The 17,045-nt window shown below is 68.3% G+C and carries 13 protein-coding genes; 2 read left to right on the top strand and 11 right to left on the bottom strand.

The genetic code is table 11. The annotated features are described in order from the left end of the window. The 6 genes from ACIBTM_RS08000 to ACIBTM_RS07975 form a co-directional block, all read right to left on the bottom strand. On the bottom strand, nt 1–819 hold an 819-nt coding region (locus ACIBTM_RS08000; RefSeq protein ID WP_395875753.1), incomplete at its 3' end, for an IS30 family transposase. A gap of 288 nt (nt 820–1,107) precedes the next feature. Further along, a complete protein-coding gene (locus ACIBTM_RS07995; protein ID WP_395875752.1) occupies nt 1,108–2,364 on the bottom strand; it encodes a DUF222 domain-containing protein in 1,257 nt (418 codons plus the stop codon). Nucleotides 2,365–2,502: 138 nt separating this feature from the next. Continuing rightward, entirely contained in the window at nt 2,503–3,045 is a 543-nt protein-coding gene (locus tag ACIBTM_RS07990) for a DUF1062 domain-containing protein (protein WP_395875751.1), read from the bottom strand. A gap of 232 nt (nt 3,046–3,277) precedes the next feature. Then, nucleotides 3,278–4,831: a GMC family oxidoreductase gene (locus tag ACIBTM_RS07985; RefSeq protein WP_395875750.1), complete on the bottom strand. Its 1,554-nt coding sequence runs from the start codon at nt 4,829–4,831 to the stop codon at nt 3,278–3,280. Next, nucleotides 4,828–6,339 carry an APC family permease gene (locus tag ACIBTM_RS07980; RefSeq protein ID WP_395875749.1) on the bottom strand — a complete coding sequence of 504 codons (1,512 nt, stop codon included), beginning with the start codon at nt 6,337–6,339 and terminating at the stop codon, nt 4,828–4,830. Before ACIBTM_RS07980 ends, ACIBTM_RS07985 begins: the two co-directional genes overlap by 4 nt. 16 nt (nt 6,340–6,355) lie before the next feature. Next, nucleotides 6,356–7,840 (bottom strand): aldehyde dehydrogenase family protein, encoded by a 1,485-nt coding sequence (locus ACIBTM_RS07975; RefSeq protein WP_395875748.1) that lies wholly within the window; start codon nt 7,838–7,840, stop codon nt 6,356–6,358. Nucleotides 7,841–8,056: 216 nt separating this feature from the next. Between ACIBTM_RS07975 and dxs the strand changes: the two genes are divergently transcribed. Then, complete coding sequence (gene dxs, locus ACIBTM_RS07970) at nt 8,057–9,961, top strand: 1-deoxy-D-xylulose-5-phosphate synthase (RefSeq protein WP_395875747.1); 1,905 nt, start codon at nt 8,057–8,059, stop codon at nt 9,959–9,961. A gap of 182 nt (nt 9,962–10,143) precedes the next feature. Here dxs and ACIBTM_RS07965 read toward each other — a convergent pair whose 3' ends face one another. After that, complete coding sequence (locus ACIBTM_RS07965) at nt 10,144–10,671, bottom strand: TetR family transcriptional regulator (RefSeq protein WP_395875746.1); 528 nt, start codon at nt 10,669–10,671, stop codon at nt 10,144–10,146. Between the two features lie 91 nt (nt 10,672–10,762). On the opposite strand from ACIBTM_RS07965, the gene ACIBTM_RS07960 reads away from it, so the two are divergent. Continuing rightward, the gene (locus tag ACIBTM_RS07960; protein ID WP_395875745.1) at nt 10,763–11,578 is read left to right on the top strand and encodes an oxidoreductase; all 816 of its coding nucleotides are present in this window, start codon (nt 10,763–10,765) and stop codon (nt 11,576–11,578) included. Here the strand turns inward: ACIBTM_RS07960 and ACIBTM_RS07955 are convergent. Genes ACIBTM_RS07955 through speB form a run of 4 tightly spaced genes read right to left on the bottom strand, consistent with a single transcriptional unit; the run spans nt 11,575 to nt 17,041 of the window. Beyond that, a complete protein-coding gene (locus tag ACIBTM_RS07955; protein ID WP_395875744.1) occupies nt 11,575–13,017 on the bottom strand; it encodes a purine-cytosine permease family protein in 1,443 nt (480 codons plus the stop codon). The genes ACIBTM_RS07960 and ACIBTM_RS07955 overlap by 4 nt on opposite strands. Nucleotides 13,018–13,038: 21 nt before the next feature. Next, nucleotides 13,039–14,445 (bottom strand): aminobutyraldehyde dehydrogenase, encoded by a 1,407-nt coding sequence (locus ACIBTM_RS07950; RefSeq protein WP_395875743.1) that lies wholly within the window; start codon nt 14,443–14,445, stop codon nt 13,039–13,041. Further along, nucleotides 14,442–16,091 carry a thiamine pyrophosphate-binding protein gene (locus ACIBTM_RS07945; RefSeq protein WP_395875742.1) on the bottom strand — a complete coding sequence of 550 codons (1,650 nt, stop codon included), beginning with the start codon at nt 16,089–16,091 and terminating at the stop codon, nt 14,442–14,444. The genes ACIBTM_RS07950 and ACIBTM_RS07945 overlap by 4 nt, the downstream gene beginning before the upstream one ends. Next, complete coding sequence (speB, locus tag ACIBTM_RS07940) at nt 16,088–17,041, bottom strand: agmatinase (RefSeq protein ID WP_395875741.1); 954 nt, start codon at nt 17,039–17,041, stop codon at nt 16,088–16,090. Before speB ends, ACIBTM_RS07945 begins: the two co-directional genes overlap by 4 nt. Nucleotides 17,042–17,045: the final 4 nt, after the last annotated feature.

Genomic DNA, 17,045 nt, shown 5'->3' with positions numbered 1-17,045 from the left:
GGGCAGGTGTCCGAGCATGACGTAGCGGGTGGATCGTTCGACCAGGGTCACGATCGCGCTCTCGTTGCGGGTGCCGACGATCAGGTCGCCTTCCCCGTGGCCGGGGATCGCGCGGTCTTCGACCTCGGCCGGGCGTTCGGAGATCATCACCATGTCGTCGACGAACCGGGGCGTGCGCTGGTCCGGTTTGCGGCGTGGTGTGCGGCGGGTGCGGCCGGTGCGCAGCGCGGCCGCGACCTCCCGTCGCAGCCCGCCCCGGGCCTGGAGATAGATCGCCTGGTAGATCGTTTCCGCACTCACCCGCATGTCCTCATCGTCGGGAAACTCGATGACCAGAGCCTGACAGATCTGTTCCGGTGACCACTGTTCCCGCAGCTTGCCGGCGACATAGTCGCGCAACGGGCCGTCCTGAGCGAGTTTCGACTTCTTTGGGCGCGGCCGGCTTGCCGCCCAGGCCCACTGAGCGTGGTGTGGCCGGTAGACACCGTTGACCGACCGCGTGTCGATCTCCCGTTTGACGGTGGAGGCCGGACGGCCCAGCGCCCGCCCGATCGCCCGGAACGACTCATCCTGACGGCGCATGTCGGCGATCAACTCCCGTTCGGTCACCGTCAAATACCGGGGGTGCAAGGTGGCCTCGACCGCCGCGACAGACGGCTCCGAGGACGCCGGGACAATGGTGATCACGCCTGTCTTGTAGTCGATCCGGCGCCCATCCGGGTGGAGGCGCGAGCTATTCATCTTCCGGATCCCGCGATCCCAGTCACGAGCGGTACGTTCGTTGACCCCGACCCGCGCCGCGGCTTCCCGCTGTCGCACACCGGCCGCGCGAAGCCGGTCGTACTCCGCCCGGCCCGGATGCCCCGACGTTCCCGACTTCCCAACACCCCGTAGACCCGCCCTGCGCGCCCACCCGTAAGCCGTGGCACGGTTCACCCCGGCCGCCCGAGCAGCACCCGCGACACTGCCCTTCTCCCGATCCAGAGCAACAAAGAACTTCGCCTTCAACTCCTCAAAACCCACGATCCCCGCAACCCCCTGAAATCCAGGGTGTTGCAGGGATCGCTAGAACCCGCCGTGCGGTCGGCGGGCTCCTCGGGACAGGGGTCAGGTCACGACGCGGTGGAGGGTGTTGCGCCGTGGCACCTGTAGTGGGTCGAGGTATTGGGGCGGCACGAACTCCGGTATCCCCTCGGGCGTCATCCGGACCTGCCAGTCACCGTGGTGGATGAGCCGGTGGTGGAAGGAGCAAAGCAGGACCAGATTCCGCAGGTCGGTCGGGCCGCCGTCAGCCCAGTGGCGAATGTGGTGGGCGTGACAGTGTTTCGGCGCTCGATGGCAGCCAGGGAACGCGCAGCCGCCGTCGCGGATGTTCAGGGCCCGGCGTTGGCCGGGGGTGACGAAGCGTTTCATCCGTCCGACATCGAGGGGTTCGCCGGCGGCGCCGAGCACCACCGGGATCATCAGGCAGTCGCAGGCGGCCAGCCGGGCTTCGCGGGCGGTGATCCGGCTGACGAAGTCGAGGCACGCGGTCCCGAGTCCGGTCTTCAGGGCGTCGAGCCCGACGGTGACGTGCACCAGCGTGCGGTAGCCGGAGGTGCCCGGCTGGTCGGGGCAGGCGATGGCGAGGTCGAGGAGCTCGGCCCACGCGTCGCCTCGGCGCTGGGGCAGGGTGCGGTGGTCGGCCTGACCGAACTCGTCGACGGGCCGCTTCGTCGCGTAGGCGTCCAGCGCGGCCGCGGTGCGGGCGCCGGTCTCGGGGTCGAGCAGGCCGGAGAGCTTCCAGAAGCCGTCTTTGCGGCGCTCGACGAACACCTCGCGGCGCGGCGGGGCGGGCTCGGGGTCTTTGGGCTCGTTCCCGTCGGGATCGAGGTGTGCGAGCAGGTCGGCTCCGGCCTCGGCGATCTGTTTCGGTCCGGCGTCGCGGGCGAGGTTGGCGAGGATCTTCTCCGCCCCGGCTCGGTCCTCCACGGGCACGTCGGACGGGATTTTGCGCAGGATCTCCAGAATCAGGTCGATGTGCTGCTCCCCGAGCGCGCCGTCCTCGGCCGCGGCGGCGGTCGCGGGCGCGAACACGGCAATCTCGCCACCGACGCTCGGCGCGGGGTTCAAGGCCAGGGCCCGATTCACCATGTCCTGCGCGTCGCCCAGGGAGATCCGGGCGACATCGGCGAGCCACGATGCGGCGCTCCCGTAGCCGAACAAGTCTTCCGTGCCCCGCGACTCGATCTCGGCCAGGAACTTCCCCAGTCCGGCGGAGGCCACTCTCATGACCTGCAGCAGGTGTGTCACGCCGTGGGCAAGCTCCAGCTTGCCGGCGCGCCACAGTTCCTGCGGCAGTTCGGGAATGGTCGTCTCGGGCACGTCTCCATATTACCGAAAATTGCCATGGGAATCATTCGTAATTTTAAGCGACAATGGTAATTGCGCATTTAACACTGATGGGTGATTCGGGCGCTGCGCGTCGTGACTCTCGCGATTGGTGAAGGTGGCGGACGGGTGTCAGCGCTTCAGCGTAAAAGTGAAGTCCCCGGACACCTTTCCGCGCAACCGCACCGCCGAAACCACCTTCCCCTCCTCGATCAGTCTCTCGACCTCGCCCCGCGAAAGACCGCACCCCTCGGCGATCAGCCGCACAGGCCGAAGCGGAATCCGGGCCTCGAAACGAACCGAGACATCGCGAAAGTCCCCATGACACAAGGAACCGGTATCGAGCCGCCACGCGCCCTCCCAATCAAGGGAGACGTGGTTACGGCGGAGCACGACCGGATCCTGGAGCAGCTCGGCAGCCAGGTCGAGGTCGTTCTCGTGCAGCCGTTCCAGTAGCTCAGGCCGGACGGAGCGCACGTTCACCCGCTCCAGGATCGTGAGTTTCGCGGTGTCCCCGCATCCGGTGCAGAGCACGAGGAGCCAGGCATCGATGAGTTTGTGGTTGGCGTTGACCCGGAATTTGCCGTTCGCCCGGAAACGCCCGGACCCGCAGGCATGGCAACGGCGGAGGACGACAGGCAGGCGGGTGGGTACGACCACCCAGTTTTCGAGCATGGGAAATACACCCGTTCAGTGAGAAATCCGCAGCAAAGGGAAGCGCGGCGCGAAAGGCGCGACGCGCGACGAAATCAGCGCTCGGGAGGTCTCACAGGGTGTACAACGGCAGGCCTTCGGCTCGGCGACGTGGTCCGGCAGCACCGTAATGGCCCGGCACCGCCCGCTCCACCGGTTTTCCGGACAAGAAGAAGGCCCCCTGGCCGAAACCAGGGGGCCGGGCGAGCGAGTCCTAGGAGCGCGCGTCCTCCTTCAGCATGTCCGCGCACTTCTCACCGATCGCCATCGTCGTGATGCACGGGTTCACCGCGACCAGGAACGGCATCGCCGAACCGTCCGCGACCCGCAGACCTTCGACGCCGCGCACGCGCAGCCTGGCGTCCAGTACGGCCTTAGGGTCGTCGTCGCCGCCCATTTTCGCGGTGCACGAGGGGTGATAGACCGTGTTGTGCGTCTTGCGCAGGTAGTCCGCGATCTCGTCGTCGGTCTTGACGTCCTTGCCGGGCGCCAGTTCGATGCCCGCCCATTCGTCCAGCGCGGGCTGCTCGGCGATCTTGCGGGCCAGTTTGATGCCGTAGGTCATCACGCGCATGTCGTGCTCGTCGGTGAAGTAGCGCGGGTCCACCTTCGGCTTGTCCCGGTAGTCGCGGCTACGCAGCCGCACGGTCCCGGTCGACCGTGACCGGGTGACGTTCGGGGTCAGGCAGAAGCCGTTCTCCGTGGTCGGATATCCCTGCCGGAGGGTGTTCATGTCGAACGGCACCGAACCGTAGTGGAACATCAGGTCCGGCCGGTCGAGGCCTTCCTCCGTGGTGGTGAAGATGCCGATCTCCCACCATTGGGTGGATTCGGTCGTCATGGGCTGCAGCGCGTCCCACTGGATGACGCCTTCGGGGTGGTCCTGCAGATTCTCGCCGACGCCGGGGGAGTCGACCAGCACGTCCACGCCGACTTCGCGCAGATGCTCGGCCGGGCCGATTCCGGACAGCATCAGGAGTTTCGGCGTGTCGATCGCGCCAGAAGAGAGGATCACCTCACGGCGGGCGCGCAGCCGGACGCCGTGGATCAGGTCGTCGGCCAGGTATTCCGCGCCGGTGCAGCGTTTGCCGTCGAACAGCAGCCGCCGGACGCGGGCACCGGTGATGATCTCCAGATTCGGCCGCTTGCCGATGATCGGGTGCAGATACGACACCGACGCCGACGACCGCGTGCCGTCTTCGCGCGCGTTGATCTGGAACCAGTTCGCCCCGTGCGTCACGGTCTTGCCCGAGTTGAACTCCGTCCTCGGGATACCCGCCTGCTCGCACGCCTGCAGCAGCGCGACGCCGGTCGGGTCGTTCGGCGGCACCGAGCGGATGGTCACCGGACCCGAGCGGCCGTGGTGGTCACCGGGGCTGTCGTTGGTCTCAAGACGTTGGTACAGCGGGAAAATGTCCTGGGAAGACCAGCCGGGCAGGCCGAGCGACGCCCATTCGTCGAGGTCTTCCGCCGGTGCCCAGAACGCGATGCACGAGTTGTGCGACGAGCAGCCGCCGAGCACCCGCGCGCGAGCGTGCCGCAGGAACGAGTTGCCGGATTCCTGCGGCTCGACCAGGTAGTCCCAGTCGTAGCCGGATTCCAGCAGGGCCATCCACTTCGTCAGTTCCAGCACCGCCGGATCGTCCACATCGGACGGTCCGGCTTCCAGGAGCGCCACGGTGACGTCCGGGTCTTCCGAGAGTCTCGCCGCGACCACCGAACCCGCCGTCCCGCCACCGACGACGATGTAGTCGAACTCTCCGGTCACTGTGCTGCCTCCTCGGGAAGTGCTTCCGCGGCGTGATCGGCCAGGACACCGCTCTTATGCCGCAGGACGAACCAGTAATACGCGAAACCGACGACCGCCACCGCGCCGACGAACAGCACGGCCCCCCATTCGAGGTACCAGTGATAGGGCTCGGTCGCGTTGTAGACCTCGCGCCGCGGCCAGGCGAGGTTCACCACGATCGCGCCGCCCCACAGCACGCCGAGGATGTTGACCGGCAACCCCAGCTTGCCGAGGGAGAAGTACTTGGTGCCCTCCACCTTCGGCGGCGGCCACTGCCCGCGGAAACGCTTGACCAGCATCGGGACGGTGACCAGCAGGTACGCCAGGTAGATCATGATGATGCCGATACTGGTGATCACCGTGAAGATCTGCGGCTGGCCGACGTTGACCACCAGGATCAGTACCGCGATCACACCGGACACGATGGCGGGGATCACGGGCGTCTTCGTCTTCGGCGACACCCTCGCGAGATGCTTCCCGGCGGGGAGGTTGTTGTCGCGGCCCATCGCGAACATCATCCGGATCGCCGCCGACTGCACGGCCAGATTGCACACGGTGATGGCGATGACGACCGCCAGCAGGAAGATCGTGCCGATCGTGCTCCCGAGGACGTTGAGCACGATGAACTGGAGGCCGCCGGTCGCGATCTGCGGGTTGTTGATGTCGCCCACGGCCATCAGCGCGAGGATGAGGATCAGCCCGCCGATGACGAACGACGCGATCAGCGCCCGCAGGATCGCCTTGGGCGCGTTCTTGCGCGGATCGTGGGACTCCTCGCCGAGCGAGCTGGCCGTGTCGAAGCCGTACATGACGTAGGTCGACGCGAGCGAGGCGACCAGGAACGCCCCGAAGTAACCCCACGGCTGATCGGCACCGGTGTCGTTGGTCTGCATGACGACTTCGGGGCCCCGCGTGATGTTCACCGCGAGCGCGACGATCAGCAGGACCGCGGCGATCAGTTCGATGAACACCCCGGCGCTGTTGATCCGCGCCATCAGCTTGACGCCCCAGGCGTTCACCAGCGTGGTGAACAGGATCAGGACGGTACCGAGGATGACCGCGTTCACGGCGCTGTCGCCGGAGAACGAGAAGAAGGACGAGATCTGGGGGAGCGTGATCTGGTACGCGAGCGCGACGGCGGCGATGCTGACGATCGACGCGGTGAGCATCATCCAGCCGGCCATCCAGGCGACGTGCGGGCTGCCCAGCCGTTTCGACCAGTTGTAGATCGAACCGGCGACCGGATAGTGCGCCGCCAGTTCGGCGAACGACAGTGCCACCATCAACTGGCCGGCGAACACCATCGGCCACGACCACCAGTACGCCGGCCCGCCGAAGCTGAAGCCGAAGTAGAACAGCTGGAAGGTGCCCGTCAGGATCGAGATGTAGCTGATCCCGGCGGCGAAGGTGTGGAAATTGCCGAGCGTTCTTTCGAGTTCCTGTTTGTAGCCGAAACCGGCCAAGCCGTCGTCGGAAGGATTGCTCATCGGCGATTTCCCCTCTTTAGTTGGACGCGGGCTCCCCGGAGAACCAGCGTTGTGGTGCGGGCCGGAGGTTTTGGTAGATGTGCTTCGCCTCCGTGTACTCGGCGAGTCCGGTCGGGCCGAGCTCGCGCCCGAAGCCGGACTGCTTGTAGCCGCCCCATTCCGCCTGCGGCAGGTAGGGATGGAAGTCGTTGATCCAGATCGTGCCGTGCCTCAGCCGGTTCGCGACCCGCTGCGCGCGGGAGGCGTCCGAGGTGAACACCGCGCCGGCGAGGCCGTAGTGGGTGTCGTTGGCGATGCGGACGGCGTCGTCCTCGTCGGTGAAGGTCTCGACGGTGAGCACCGGGCCGAACGATTCGTCGACGACGGCGCTGCTGCCCTGCTTCACGTTGTCGAGGATGGTCGGCAGGTAGTAGTGCCCCTTCGCGAGTTCGCGATCGTCGGGGCGTTTGCCGCCGGTGCGCAGGACGGCGCCCTCTTCGAGTGCCGCGGCGACGTAGCGTTCGATCTTTTCCAAATGGGCGGCCGAGATCAGCGGACCGGTTTCAGCCTTCGGGTCGAAAGGTCCACCCAGTCGGATCAGTTCGGCGCGGCGGACGAGTTCGTCGACGAACTTCTCGTGCCACTCCTCCTGGACGATCAGCCGCGCGCCCGCCGAGCAGACCTGCCCGGAGTGCAGGAACACCGCGGTCAGCGCGTAGTCGACGGCGGTGTCGAAGTCCGAGTCCGCGAACACGACGTTCGGGTTCTTGCCGCCCAGTTCCAGCGCGACCTTCTTGATGGTGGCCGCGGCGGAGGCGGCGATGATCTTGCCGGTCGCGAGGCCGCCGGTGAACGACACGAGATCGACGTCCGGATGCTCCGACAGCGGCGCTCCGGCCTGCGCGCCGGCGCCGAGCACCAGGTTCGCGACGCCGCCGGGGAGCCCGGCCTCGGTCAGCAGCTTCATCAGCATGATCGAGGTGTGCGGGGTCAGCTCGCTGGGCTTGAGGACGAACGTGTTGCCCGCCGCGAGCGCCGGGGCGACCTTCCAGATGGTCTGCAGGAGCGGGTAGTTCCACGGCGTGATCAGCCCGCAGACACCGACCGGTTCGTGCACGATCCGGCTGAACGCGTCCGGGTTGCCGGTGTCGACCACGCGGCCCGCGTCGTTCGCGGCGAGCTTGCCGAAGTAGCGCAGGCACGCGGCGATGTCGGCCATGTCGTATTCGCTCTCGACCAGCCGTTTCCCGGTGTCGAGCGATTCGGCACGGGCGAAGGCGGCGGCGTCGCGGTCGAGCAGGCCGGCGGCCTTCAGCAGCAGGTCACCGCGCTGCGGGGCGGGCGTTTGCGGCCAAGGGCCGGTGTCGAACGCCTTTCGCGCGGCGGCGATGGCCGCTTCGGTGTCTTCACGGGTGCCTTCGGCGACTTCCGCGACCAGCGACCCGTCGGCGGGGCAGCGGATTTCCCGGCGACCACCGCCGACCGCGTCGACCCACTCGCCACCGATGAAAAAGTCCGCCATCAAGCCCTCCGAACCGGCTCCTGCTCAACCGTCGATCAGCGATTATCGCGGCCACCCGACGTGACCGCTACTTGGCAAAAGAGACCATGTTCACACCGTCGGGTGTTGAGTGGTGATTTTCTGACATGTGACCCGTGACGCGGCGGACGGAGGACTCTCAGGCGCCCTCCGTAGACTGGTCGGAACGGCGGAAGAGGAACCAGGCGAGGTGGGAGAGTGACGTTGCTCGAGTCCGTGCACGGACCGGCCGACTTGAAGCGGATGAACCAGGACCAGCTCGGCGAGCTGGCCGCGGAGATCCGGGACTTCCTCGTCGAGAAGGTGCGGCTCGCCGGTGGTCACCTCGGCCCGAACCTGGGTGTGGTCGAGCTGACCATGGCGCTGCACCGCGTGTTCGACTCGCCACACGACGCGATCGTGTGGGACGTCGGCCACCAGGCGTATGTGCACAAGATCGTCACCGGCCGTCATGACGGCTTCGGCAAGCTGCGCCAGCTCGGCGGCCTCACCGGCTACCCCGCGCGCGGCGAGAGCGAGCACGACCTCGTCGAGAACAGCCACGCCTCGACCGCTTTGTCCTATGTGGACGGTCTGGCGAAGGCGTTCGAGCTCGGCGGGGGCGGCAGGCACGCGATCGCCGTCGTCGGCGACGGCGCGCTGACCGGCGGCATGTGCTGGGAGGCGCTCAACAACATCGCCGCGAACCCGCGCCGCCCGGTCGTCATCGTCATCAACGACAACGGCCGCTCGTACTCGCCGACCATCGGCGGCGTCGCGGACCACCTCGCGTCGCTGCGGCTCAAGCCGGGCTACGAGCGCGTGCTGGACCGCGGCAAGGAGCTGCTGCGGCACACACCCGTCGTCGGCAAGCCGATCTACGCGGCGCTGCACGCGGCCAAGGCGGGACTCAAGGACGCGCTGAGCCCGCAGATGATGTTCTCCGACCTCGGCCTCAAGTACCTCGGCCCGGTCGACGGACACGATCTCGTCGCGCTGGAGAAGGCGTTCCAGAGCGCCCGTGACTTCGGCGGCGCGGTCATCGTGCACGTGGTCACCGAGAAGGGCCACGGCTACGAGCCCGCGGTGACCAACCAGGCCGACCAGATGCACCAGACCGACCCGATCGACCCGGAAACCGGCCTCCCGCCGGCCAAGGGCCCGAGCTGGACGGGCGTCTTCGCCGACGAACTGGTCAAGATCGGCGCCGACCGCGAGGACGTCGTCGCGATCACCGCGGCCATGCTGCGCTCGACCGGGCTGCACAAGTTCGCCGAGGCGTACCCCGATCGCTGGTACGACGTCGGGATCGCCGAGCAGCACGCGGTGACCTCGGCCGCCGGTCTCGCGATGGGCGGCAAGCACCCCGTGGTCGCCGTCTACTCGACCTTCCTGAACCGGGCGTTCGACCAGGTCCTGATGGACGTCGCGCTGCACCGCCAGCCGGTGACGCTGGTGCTGGACCGCGCGGGTATCACCGGCCCGGACGGCCCCAGCCACCACGGCATGTGGGACCTTTCGCTGCTGGGCATGGTGCCCGGGATGCGGGTCGCCGCGCCGCGTGACGCCGGCACGCTCCGCGAGGAGCTGCGGGAGGCCGTCGCGGTCGAGGACGGGCCGACGGCGCTGCGGTTCTCCAAGGGCGGCGTGATCGACTCGGTGCCCGCCGTGGAACGCGTCGGCACGGTGGACGTGCTGCGCAAACCCGCCGGTGACGCCGACGTCCTGCTCGTCGCAGTGGGCGCGTTCGCGATGCTCGGGCTCGCCGCCGCGGACCGGCTGGCCGACCAAGGCATCGGCGTGACCGTGGTGGACCCGCGCTGGGTCGTTCCCGCCCCGGCCGAACTGGTGGCGCTGGCCGAGCAGCACAAGCTCGTCGTGACCGTCGAGGACAGCGGCAGGCACGGTGGTTTCGGCTCCGCGCTGGCCGCGCTGTTCCGTGACGCCGAATGCGACGTGCCGCTGCGCGATCTCGCGGTGCCGCAGGTGTTCCATGACCACGGTTCGCGCGAGGAGGTGCTGGCCCGGGTCGGGCTCACCGCGCAGGATGTGGCGCGGCGGGTGACCGAATGGTCGGCGAAGCTGGCGAGCCGGACTCCGGCGCCGGAGGACACGCACCGCTGACAAGCGCTATGAACGGTCCTTTCCTTGCAAAATTTGCAAGGAAAGGACCGTTCATGGCGCGCTACGTACTTCTTCCCCCAGTGTCATGAAAGGGCCGTTCAGGACGAAAAGTGTCCTGAACGGCCCTTTCATGACACCCGGGAGCTTGGCGCTGCATACCCAGTGGTCGCGCGAAAAGCGGCTCAGGTTCCCACGATCCGGCCGACCGCGCGGACGACGAGGTCACGGGTGGCGGTGGGGGAGGAGAACCCGAGGATCGACAGGTGCACGACGAGGCTCAGCAGTTCCTCGGCGTCGAAGTGGTCCGGCACGGTGCCCGAACGTTGTGCCGCCTGGATCGCGGCGACCTTGTCCGCGTGCGACCGGACCTCGGCCTCGGGCATCGCGTCGAAGCCGTTCTCCAGGCGCAGCCAGCCCATGAGCCGGAGGAGCTGAGGGTGTTCGAGATAGCGGTCGAACAGCTTTCCCGCGTAGCCGGGCAGGTCTTCGGGGGTGATCGTGAGGGTCCGGATGGCGAGGTCCACCTGCTCCTGCACGACCTTCTCGAAAAGCTCTTCCTTGCTGCAGAAGTAGGCGTAGATCAGCGCCTTGTTCGCACCGGCGTTCTTCGCGATGCGATCCACCCTGGCGCCGGCGATGCCGTACGTCGCGAACTCGGTCGTCGCCGCGTCCAGCAGCTTCCGCTTGGTCGCTTCCTTGTCCCTGACCATGTGACCCACTCTAACTAACTGGTTGGTTGACATCCAGGCCGGTCGCGTGGCAGCCTGAATTAGCAACCAACTGGTTAGTTAGGAGATGGACATGAAGGTCGCACTGGTCACGGGAGCTTCGGCGGGCATCGGCGAAGCCACAGCGCTGGCGCTGAAGGAGGCGGGCTACACGGTCTACGGCGCCGCGAGGCGCGTCGAGCGGATGGCGGGCCTCGCCGAGCGCGGGGTCAAGGTCCTCGCGATGGACGTCACCGACGACGCGTCGATGGTCGCGGGTGTCGAGCGGATCATCGAGGAGTCCGGCCGCATCGACGTCCTGGTCAACAACGCGGGCTACGGCTCGTACGGCGCCTTCGAGGACGTGCCGCTCTCGGAAGGGAAATACCAGTTCGAGGTCAACCTGTTCGGGCTCGCGCGGCTCGTCCAGCTGACCACGCCGCAGATGCGGGCCCAGGGCTCCGGCAAAATCGTGAACATCTCGTCGATCGGCGGCAAGATCTACGAACCGCTCGGCGGCTGGTACCACTCGACGAAGTTCGCGGTCGAAGGCCTGAGCGACTCACTGCGGCTGGAACTGAAACCGTTCGGCATCGACGTCGTGGTGGTCGAACCCGGCGCCATCAAGACCGAATGGGGCGGCATCGCCATCGAGAACCTGATGAAGACCTCGGGCGACACCGCCTACGCGTCGCAGGCCAAGGCCTTGGCGAAATTCTTCGACCAGGCCGCGCGCGGTTCCCACCCGAAGGTGATCGCCGACGTCATCCTGAAGGCCGTCCGGGCCCGGCGCCCGAAGACCCGCTACGCCGCCGGTTTCGGGGCGAAGCCGATCCTGTTCGTGCGCCGGGTACTCCCGGACCGCGCCTTCGACGCGTTGTTCCTCGGGGCGCTGCGCCGCTTCGCCTAGACCGCGACGGCCGGTTCCGCGACGGGTTCCGCGTACGAGTAGACCTCCCGCGGCTCGGGGAAGAACTTCACCAGCACGGGATAAGCGATCGCCGCCGTGCACAGCGTCACCACCATGCTGATGTCGACGCCGCCCGCGATGTCCTTGAACGGCCCGGCGATCATCGGGGTGTTGGCCGTCAGCAGGCCCAGCGTCGTCGCCGGGATCCACGCGGCCATCGCGCGCCAGTTCACGCCGCGGGTGAACCAGTAGCGCCCGCCCTTGCGGCCCTGGTTGAACACCTGGAGGTCGTCCGGGTCGTAGAACCCGCGCCGCAGCACGAAACCGATCATCATGATCACCATCCACGGCGACGTGCACAGCACGATCAGCGTGGCGAAGGCGTTGATGCTGGAGACCATGTCCAGCACGAAATTGCCGACGAAGATGAACACGACACTGAGCGAGCCGATCAGCAGTGTCGCCTGCACCCGGCTCAGCTTCACGAAGATCGAGCTGAAGTCCAGCCCGGTCCCGTAGAGCGACGTCGTGCCGGTGGACAGCCCGCCGATCAGCGCGACCACGATCAGCGGGATCGCGTACCAGAGCGGGGAGATCGCGGTCAGGCCGGTGATGTAGTCGGCCGGATCGGCGACCAGGGTCGCGGTGGCGATGCCGAACCCGAACGGCAGCAACGTCGCCACCTGCGCCAGGAATGGCGCGGCCAGGAGGGAACGGCGGCTGTGCCGCGCCGGGATGTAGCGCGTCCAGTCGCCGAGGAAGGCGCCGAACGAGATCGGGTTCGCCATCGTGGTGAGCGCGGCCAGGATCCACGTCGGCCAGAAGTCCCCGAGCGCGTAGCTGCCGGTGCCGGCGAACCCGGGGTCGAACGTGCCGCCGTAGGCCACGATCCCGAGCAGCATGATCGCCGTGCCCAGCACCACGGCGACCCGGTTCACCAGCAGCATGAACCGGTAGCCGTAGATGCACACCACCAGCGTGGCGATCGCGATGACGCCGTACGCGACACCGCGGAGCATTTCGCCGCAGTCGAAGCCGAAAAGCCGTTGTGCCGCACCGGCGACGGCGTCCCCGCTCACCCAGACCGAGATGGCGAAGAAGGTGATCGCCGTCAGCAGGGAGAGGAAGGAGCCGACACAACGGCCGACGACGCCGAAGTGCGCGCCGGAGGAGACGGCGTTGTTGGTCCGGGTGAGCGGGCCGAACAACGACATCGGCGAGAGCACCAGCGCACCGGCGACCACGCCCGCGACGGTGGCCGCCACCGCCGCCCAGAAGCTCAGGCCGAAGGCGATCGGGAGGGTCCCGAGGATGATGGTGGCGAAGGTGTTCGCGCCGCCGAACGCCATCCGGAACAGGTCGCGCGGACGCGAGGTCTGTTCCTCCGGCGGGATCGGCGCGATGCCGTGCTGCTCGACTTCGGTGACCTTGTCACCCATGGGGACCTCCGGCTAAAAGCTTCAGGCGAAGCGGGTCATGACGTGCTTCACGCGGGTGTACTCGGCGAAGGAGTAGGACGAGAGGTCCTTCCCGTGGCCCGAGTGCCCGAAGCCGCCATGGGGCATTTCCGAGACCAGCGGCCCGTGGGTGTTGACCCAGACGCAGCCGAAGTCGAGTTCGCCCGAAACGCGGGTCGCGCGTGACAGGTCGTTGGTCCAGATCGACGACGCCAGCCCGTAGGGGACGCCGTTGGCCAGGCGCACCGCCTCGTCCTCGTCCACAAAGGACTGGACGGTGATCACCGGGCCGAAGATCTCCTCCCGCACGATCTCGTCGTCCTGCTTCAGACCCGAGACCACGGTGGGGGAGAAGAAGAAACCGCGGTCACCGGCGGGCGCGCCACCGGTCTCCACGCGTGCGTGCGACGGCAGCCGCTCGACGAGCCCGCGGACCCGCCCGAACTGCGCTTCGCTGTTGAGCGGGCCGAAGTCCTCGCCGGGCGTCTGCGCGGCGGCGGCCTTGGTCAGCTCCGCGACGAATTCGTCGTGGATCGCCGCGTCCACCAGCACCCGGCTGCCCGCGGTGCAGTCCTGTCCGGCGTTGTAGTACGCCGCGCCGACGATGCCTTCGGCTGCTTCGGCGAGGTTCACGTCGCCGAAGACCAGCAGCGGCGCGTTGCCGCCGAGTTCGAGGTGCGTGCGCTTGAGGTCGGCCGCCGCGACGGTGGCGACGTCGATGCCGGCGCGGGTCGACCCGGTGATCGAAACGAGTTCGGTGATCGGGTGCTTCACCAGCGCGCGGCCGGTGTCACGGTCGCCGCACAGCACGTTGAACGCGCCCTGCGGCAGGAACTCCGCCGCGACCTTCGCCAGCAGCACGGCCGTCGACGGCGTGGTCTCCGCGGGCTTCAGCACGACGGTGTTGCCCGCGGCCAGTGCCGGGGCGATCTTCCAGACACCCATCATCAGCGGGTAGTTCCACGGCGCGATCTGCGCGCAGACGCCGACCGGCTCCCGCCGGATCGCCGACGTGTGCCCCGGCAGGTACTCCCCGGACGCGGTGCCTTCGAGCTGCCGTGCCGCACCGGCGAAGAACCGCAGCGCGCTGACACACTCCGGGATCTCCTCGTCCAGCACGACGGCGCGGATCTTGCCGGTCTCCCGGATTTCGAGCTCGGCGAACTCCTCCGCGCGGGACTCCAGCGCGTCGGCGATCTTCAGCAGCGCGAGCTGACGCTGGGCGGGCGTGCTCTTGCGCCACACCTTGAACGCCCGTTCGGCCGCGGCCAGTGCGGCGTCCACATCGGACTGCTCGGACAGGACACTGGTGCCGAAGACCTCGCCGGTGGCGGGATTCACCAGATCGAGCGTTCGCGAACCCGACGCCGGTACCTCGGCGCCGTCGATGAGATTCAGGACCTGAGTCATTTCTTCTCCAGGTGGGTCGGCTCGAACATCTTGAGCAGGGCGGGCAGGACGACCACGGACGGGCCGGGCGTGCCCAGCGCGCCGGCCAGGTCCTTCCCGATGGTGTCCAAAGAGGACACCGTGGCACTGACACCGAAAGACCGTGCCAGCGCGGCGAAATCGGGCCGTGCGAGTTCGGTGGCGGTGGACTGCCCGAACGCGCCGGTCAGATACTCGCGCAGGATGCCGTAGCCGCCGTCGTCGACGATGAGCCAAGTGACGTCCAGCCCATGCTGGACCGCCGTCGCCAGTTCCGCGATGCCGTACATCGCGCCGCCGTCGCCGGAGACCGCGAGCGCCGGGCCGCCGGTCGCCGCGGCGCCGCCGAGCGCGCCGGGCAGGCCGTAGCCGAGCCCGCCCGCGCCCTGTGCGGTGTGGATCGGCGCGCCCTCGGGATTCCACGCCGACCAGGCCCAGTAGGCCGCGATCGTCATGTCCCAGAACGTCTGCGTACCTTCGGGGATCGCCGCGCGGATGTCGTCGATGAGCTTGCGCTCGGCTTCGAGGGGCTGGCCGTCGAGGCGTTCGCGCACCTTGACCAGCAGATCCGCCACCGCCTTTTCAGCGGCGCCGTCGGACTGCCGGAACGGAACCTGCTCCAGAAGTCCTTGCAGGACAAGGCGGACGTCGGCGTGGATGCCCAGCGCCGGGTAGTTCGACTCCAGCTTCCCGAGATCGGCCTCGACCTGGATCACGCGGCCACGCGGGGCGAACTCGCGGTAGTTGCTGGACAGCTCGCCGAGCCCGGAGCCCAGCACCAGCAGCACATCCGCGGCCGAGAGGAACTCGGTGCTGTGCCAGTCCTCAAGCCACGACTGCCCGGACAGCTCGTGATCCCAGCCGAAGACACCCTTGCCGCCGAACGTCGACAGCACCGGCGCGCGCAAGGCCTCCGCGAGTGCCTTCAGCTCCGCCTGCGCGCCCGAGCGCAGCGCGCCACCACCGGCGAGGATCACCGGATTCTCGGCCGCGCCAAGGAGATTCGCGGCCTCGGTGACGAGCTCCGGCAACGGCGCGAGCGGAGCCGGCCGTGCCGTCACGGACGTGATCCGCGGCAGGTCCGTCGGCGCCAGCAGGATGTCCTGCGGGATCTCGACCCATACCGGGCCGTACGGCGCGGTCGCCGCCGATTCCCACGCCTCGCGCAACGCCGTCGGGATCTGGCCGACGGTGCGCACCACGTGTACCGACTTCACCACATCGCGGAAACTGGCCTGCTGATCGGGAAGTTCGTGCAGGTAGCCGTGCCGTCCGCCGCCGAGCCCGGCGACCGGGACCTGGCTGGAGATCCCGAGCACCGGGACCGACGCCGCCCGCGATTCCTGCAACGAGGCCAAAGTCAGCAGCGCGCCGGGGCCGGTCGACACGATCATCGGCGTCACCGGGACCGGGCCTTCGGGATCCGCCGCGAGCCGGGCGCGGGCGTGCCCGTCGGCCGCGAACGCCAGATTGTTCTCCACCCGCGAGCTGATGACGCGCAGATCGTCCGTGCGCCGCAACGCTTCGAACAGACCGAGCGCGTGCTGGCCCGGCAGGCCGAACACGGTGTCCGCGCCGAGCGCGTGGAGGGTTTCGACGACGATGTCGCCGCCGATGCGTTGTGTCATGCGCTCTTCCCCAAACTGAGCAGGCTCACCAGGTCGTAGGCGACGTGGGAAGCCGCGATGGCGGTGATCTCGGCATGATCGTAAGCCGGGGCCAGCTCCACCACATCGGCTCCGACGAGGTTGCAGTCCCGCAGCCCGCGCAGGATCTCCAGCAGTTCGCGGCTGGTCATGCCACCCGCTTCGGGGGTGCCGGTACCCGGCGCGTGCGCCGGGTCGAGCACGTCGATGTCGACCGAGATGTAGAGCGGGCGGCCGCCGATGCGCTGGCGCAGCGCGTCGACGGTCTCGGCGACCCCGCGGCGCATGACGTCGCCGGAGGTGACGATGCCGAATCCGAGGCGGCGGTCCTCTTCCAGATCCCGCTTGCCGTACAGCGGTCCGCGCGTGCCGACGTGGGACAGCGCTTCGGTGTCGAGGATGCCCTCCTCGGACGCCCGCCGGAACGGGGTGCCGTGGGTGTACGGCTCGCCGAAGTAGGTGTCCCAGGTGTCGAGGTGCGCGTCGAAGTGCAGCAGCGCCACCGGTCCGTGCTTCTTCGCCGCCGCCCGCAGCAGCGGCAGCGCGATCGTGTGGTCGCCGCCGACGGTCACCAGCCGGGTCCCGTCCGCGGTGAGCGCCTCGGCCTCGCTTTGCAGCGTTTCGATCGCCTCGCCGATGTTGAACGGGTTGAGCGCGATGTCGCCGGCGTCGACCACCTGCGTTTCGGCGAACGGGGAAACGTCGAGTTCCGGGTGGTACGGGCGAAGGAGCCGGCTGGCCTCACGGAGCGCGGCGGGACCGAAGCGCGCGCCGGGGCGGTAGGACACCCCGGCGTCGAACGGCACTCCGACGACGGCGACGTCGGCGCGCTCGACCTGATCGATCCGCGGAAGCCTCGCGAAGGTCGCGAAACCGGCGAACCGGGGCACCTTCGAAGAGTCGACGGGGCCGATCGGGTTCTGCTCAGGCACTGTG

Source organism: Amycolatopsis sp. NPDC049868, from assembly GCF_044461365.1.
Lineage (GTDB): Bacteria > Actinomycetota > Actinomycetes > Mycobacteriales > Pseudonocardiaceae > Amycolatopsis.
The sequence above is the reverse complement of the archived record's forward strand: the minus strand, read 5'-3'. Positions and strand labels throughout refer to the sequence as shown.